Source organism: Microcoleus sp. BM001215392 (assembly GCF_036700185.1).
In the GTDB taxonomy this organism is placed as follows: Bacteria; Cyanobacteriota; Cyanobacteriia; order Cyanobacteriales; family Microcoleaceae; genus Microcoleus.
Genome location: NZ_JAUBOJ010000492.1, coordinates 1 through 4,645 on the forward strand (window position 1 = coordinate 1; position 4,645 = coordinate 4,645).

Annotated in this window: 6 protein-coding genes; 1 reads left to right on the top strand and 5 read right to left on the bottom strand. The window is 39.9% G+C overall.

All coding sequences use genetic code 11. From position 1 onward, the window contains the following. Nucleotides 1-185: 185 nt before the first annotated feature. The 3 genes from QT974_RS31310 to QT974_RS31320 form a co-directional block, all read right to left on the bottom strand. Nucleotides 186-506 (bottom strand): 2Fe-2S iron-sulfur cluster-binding protein, encoded by a 321-nt coding sequence (locus QT974_RS31310; RefSeq protein ID WP_333472274.1) that lies wholly within the window; start codon nucleotides 504-506, stop codon nucleotides 186-188. Nucleotides 507-618: 112 nt separating this feature from the next. Further along, nucleotides 619-1,266: an RNA polymerase sigma factor gene (locus tag QT974_RS31315; protein ID WP_333472275.1), complete on the bottom strand. Its 648-nt coding sequence runs from the start codon at nucleotides 1,264-1,266 to the stop codon at nucleotides 619-621. 276 nt (nucleotides 1,267-1,542) lie between these two features. Further along, the gene (locus QT974_RS31320) at nucleotides 1,543-2,178 is read right to left on the bottom strand and encodes an HNH endonuclease (protein ID WP_333472276.1); all 636 of its coding nucleotides are present in this window, start codon (nucleotides 2,176-2,178) and stop codon (nucleotides 1,543-1,545) included. A 124-nt stretch (nucleotides 2,179-2,302) separates the two neighbouring features. Between QT974_RS31320 and QT974_RS31325 the strand changes: the two genes are divergently transcribed. Beyond that, nucleotides 2,303-3,031 carry a DUF5131 family protein gene (locus QT974_RS31325; protein ID WP_333472277.1) on the top strand — a complete coding sequence of 243 codons (729 nt, stop codon included), beginning with the start codon at nucleotides 2,303-2,305 and terminating at the stop codon, nucleotides 3,029-3,031. A 63-nt stretch (nucleotides 3,032-3,094) separates the two neighbouring features. Here the strand turns inward: QT974_RS31325 and tcmP are convergent, their stop codons facing one another. Together tcmP and QT974_RS34875 are read right to left on the bottom strand one after the other, a co-directional pair. Beyond that, entirely contained in the window at nucleotides 3,095-4,393 is a 1,299-nt protein-coding gene (gene tcmP / locus QT974_RS31330; protein WP_333472278.1) for a three-Cys-motif partner protein TcmP, read from the bottom strand. Between the two features lie 101 nt (nucleotides 4,394-4,494). Beyond that, the coding region (locus QT974_RS34875) for a hydantoinase B/oxoprolinase family protein (protein ID WP_442933230.1) at nucleotides 4,495-4,645 on the bottom strand (151 nt) is incomplete at its 5' end.

Sequence of the window (4,645 nt, forward strand, 5' to 3'; positions counted from 1 at the left end):
TACGGAGGTCATGCTTCGCCCCTACGGATATATTCGCTTGCATTGAGATGCACCCGATCAAAGGTTTGTAGTGAGGGCTTCAGCCCTTCTGATTGCGGACTCGCATTCCTCACTACAAACGAATTTGTCAGCGGATTTGTGGAATTGCGAGGGAGAATCTAGCACTATATAAGGCGCATCTGGCATTACTTAAAATAGAGAGCTGCTTCATATAAAACTTTTTCTTGATGGGTTAACAAAGTGCAGTCAGAAAGCGGGTAAGCGATACAAGTAACAGCATAGCCAGCTTGCAATTCTGAGGGCTTCAAAAACTTTTGTTCGCTTTGGTCGATTTCACCGCTAAGCAGTTTGGCAACGCAAGCAGAACACTCTCCTTGCTTGCACCCATTCGGCAAGCGGATGCCGGCATCTTCTGCCATATCTAGGATATACTGGTCGTCCGGTACGGCGATCGTGCGATCGAGCGATCGCTCCTCATTCACCAGCCGAACTTGATAAACTGCCATTTTTTCCTTATTCCTCGCGAAAGGGCGGGTTTACGATGCTGTTAGTCCTAACAAATATTTCGGGTAAAACCCGCCCCTACACCTAGAAATGGCGGATTTATATCGTGTATATCTAGACAATTGCTTCTTGATAATCTAGATTTTCATCCAGATAGATAGCGCGAATATCCTGCGGCAAATTTGACTCTAAAGTTTGATATCCTTTTTGCAGCAAAGCCTTAACTTGAGCGGGCGAAATAGCTTCACCTTCAGCTTGCAAATAAGCTGCAATTCGAGTTTCGCTCCAGCGGAAAGTCTGGGCCATCAACACGACTAAACGCGGCAGTGGCGCTAACAATTCTAAGGCTTGTCTGACGTAACACCACAGGGGAGGCGAAGCGGATTGTAAAGAGTAGTGAATCGACTCAACTGGGGGTAATTCGGCTTGATTGATGCAGACAGCGGTGACATTAATCAGCCAATTTTGGAGACTGAGATTGTCGCCATCAGGAGCTTGGGTTTCGCGGCGCAAATCGAGGCCTCGGAGCTCGTGATAGATGTGCTGCCAGGTGTGGGCGAACAGGTAATCGCCTTGTACGGGCGATCGCACGGAATGGCGGATCAGGGAGTGTACAATTTGAGCGTAGCGGCAAAAAATCGCCGTGAAGAAGCGGCCCTGATCGGGATGGTTTTGAAATAGGGTCAATAATTCCCGATCGCTGTGATGGAACAGGGATTTGACCACAGGGTGGTTGAGTTCGGAAAAAACAGGTGTTTGCACAATTGTTCTGTAAAGGTTTTGGGAATCAATGCTGGTGCAGCACGATTCTACACTACGATCTACATTTGATGCAACTGCTGAAAAAGTGTTGATATTTAAATCAATTTAATTATATAATGAAGTTGTAGGTGATGCTGCATTAATGTAAATTGATACATATAAATTCTATGTATCCAGCGCACCTCAAAAGATAATTAGTTGTTTCAAGGGTCAAGTGTTTGTATGTCTAGCATTAATACTGGTATTGAATCGACAGTTAGAATCTGGAACTCGTCGCTACCTTTGCTTAGAGTGGACTTTTCGGTGACAGTTGTTACATAAAGTGAGTCCATTGTCGATTACGAATCGAAACTCTGGGTAATCCGAGAACAGTTTTATGTGATGAGCCTCTAGATTGCCACCTCGATTATCACCGCAATGTTGGCAGGTATAACCATCTCTTTCAAACACACCCTTGCGCCAATCTATGTATTCAGGAGATTGCCTCAATGCTATGTTTTCAGGAGTGATACCACCTTTCCAATTAGGATGTTTGACTCCACGCGCTGCTTTTTCAATAGTGCGCTGGCGAATATAGCTTTTTTGCTCTGATGAGCAAGGCTTGCCAAGTCGGTTTGTGTTCCCATATCTCGATAAACTCATTTTTTGACATGACGTAGTGCTGTGCTTCTTTCCTTTAAATGGGGATGTCTTGCCTTTAGTGTCCTTGCGAACCTCGACTCGGCCACATTGAAGGCAGCTAGCTTTTAATCCATCGCCACGGCTTTTATCTTTGGAAAACTCAGTTATTTGCTTCCAGCCTTTGCACTTGGTGCACCATTTTAAACCAGCATCTAGTTTAGTTAAATACTCTTCGAGTGAAATCCCAAGCCTTGCTGCTGCTGCTTTAATCGCGCCTTGTCTGCTACCCATAACCCATATTTAATTTGTACATTTACTTTAATCTATCCCAAAAATATTACCTGAGTCAATAAATAGGGTATATAATAAAAGATGCCAAGTGCGATACCGATAAAAACAAAAAAGGAGTAAGTAAATGTCTAACATTAATACTGCAATAGAATGGTGCGATCGCACGTGGAATCCAACAACTGGCTGCGATAAAGTCAGTCCCGGCTGCACCCATTGTTATGCCGAAGCATTAACAAAAAGGTTTCACACTAATTTTCCTAACGGCTTTGATTTAACACTGCATAGAAATCGCTTGGAAGAACCAAAACGCTGGAAAAAGCCTAGCCGTATATTCGTAAACTCGATGAGCGATTTATTTCATGAAGAAGTGCCAATAGATTTTCTCAAAGAAGTTTTTGAGGTAATGCGTGAAACTCCTCATCATATTTATCAAATTCTTACCAAGCGAGATAAACGTTTAGAAGAGTTAGCTTCTCAGCTTGAATGGTCTGATAATATTTGGATGGGCGTATCTGTCGAAAATCAAAGTTATGTTCATCGTGTGGATTCTTTGCGAAAAGTCAATGCAAAAGTACGCTTTTTATCCTGCGAACCACTTTTAGGGCCATTACAGCTTGATTTAACCGGAATTCACTGGGTAATAGTTGGTGGAGAATCGGGACAAAAACACCGTCCCATGCAGGTAGAATGGGCGCAAAGTATTCGGGATCAGTGTCAGGATGCTAGAGTCGCGTTTTTCTTCAAGCAATGGGGAGGTAGAACACCTAAAGCTGCTGGGAGACTTCTAGATGATAAAATTTGGGATGAGATGCCAAAAGCTGAGAATAAACAGAGACAAAAATTGCTTCGGTAATCGAAGATGAATAAATGCTAGTAACAGAGGCTAAATGATTACAACTAAAATTTAATAATCATATTATTCTAGTATTTTTAGCAAACTCTTTAGTGTGTAAGGCTTTTTAGAACCAGGTTTTTGTATCTTTAACATCCCTTCTTGATACAGTGAACCGAGAATATCGTTGTAATGCTGAGTTCTTTTTAAACAACCCAAATCATTCAATTTTAAAATAATATGAGTAATTACATCTTCAAAAGATTTCCATTCAGATTTGATTTCACGCAAGATTTGGATAGATTGTGTTTTAATTATAGCGATGCGTCTTTTCTGTTCTGCTTCCCATTCTTTATCAAGAAATTTTTCATTTCCTTGATAATTATCTTGAAAAAACAATAATTTATCTTCATCATAAACAAAATCATTCAGAAAATCACCAAATGCTTTTTCTGGATGATTACTGCCGACTACAATACTATATTGAGGTCTGATATTAATATAAGTTTCCTTAATTTCAAAGCTGGTTACACCTTTAAAACCGCCTTCTTTTCTCATTCTTTCCTTGAAGTATTCAAGCGCCCACCTTTCAAACTCTTGAGGTTGATCTTTGAGTTGAAGCCACTTTGGTTTCCAGTCCATATCAGAATCAACACCTAAAAGATTAGTCAAATTTTTCATATAACTCTCGGCAGTTTGTTGTTCTTTGGAATTGGCATAGGTAGTTTTATAATGCCCAGCATTACGAGCTACTTGTATATTGTGAAAAAGCAAAAATAATTCGCCTTTATACTGGCTTACATAATTTCCTATATCACATATAGTATCGAAACTTATTCCTTTAACAGCAAAGATATCAAGAAAAAATAACGTAGGATAGCTTTCTAAATCTTTGATTAGCTCTGGAAAAGCAACCTCAAATCTTTGAGGTTTATATATTTTATGTGACAATCCCTCAGCTACAGTTTCACAGTTTGCCCGAAGCTTTTTGTTGAAATCCGGCTTAGACTCTACAAAAAAACATCTTAAATTTACACGCTTCTCTTGTTTAAATAGTTTAGCACATTTAAGAGCTATTAATGGTGAGCCATCAGTGTTTTCAAATTCATGCTTATACTTATTTGACCAAAATTTTGAATTGTTTACAAAATCTTCGATCCCTATTCCTTCTGTATATTTTCCTATTCCTGCGAACCCATCGACATAATTTAGATAATCTGATTGATAAGGTTTATTTCCGCCAAGATTGTAACAAAAAGACTGAATATACCTCAGCATAATCCGATGCTTTGATGCTGACCATGACCGTTTTCGAGTAAAGTAATTTTCTGAGTTATTTGGTTCTTCTGGATATAGAGGTAGAGATAGTTGATCGCCTTCCATTTTTTACAGCAGCGGTATTATAGATTGTGTTTGAATTTATTTGGTAAACCAAGTCTAGCATAAAAAAGAGATATGTTAACATTAAAAAATGTAATCCTATTTTAATTTTCCCTGCAACCACCATAACCTCCGCCGCCAGGAGTCTCAATGACAAACACATCCCCGGGCTGCATTTCGACACTCGCGGTACTCCCCAGTTCCTCCACATTTCCATCAAATCTTTCAACATAATTTCGCCCAACTTTCCCCGCT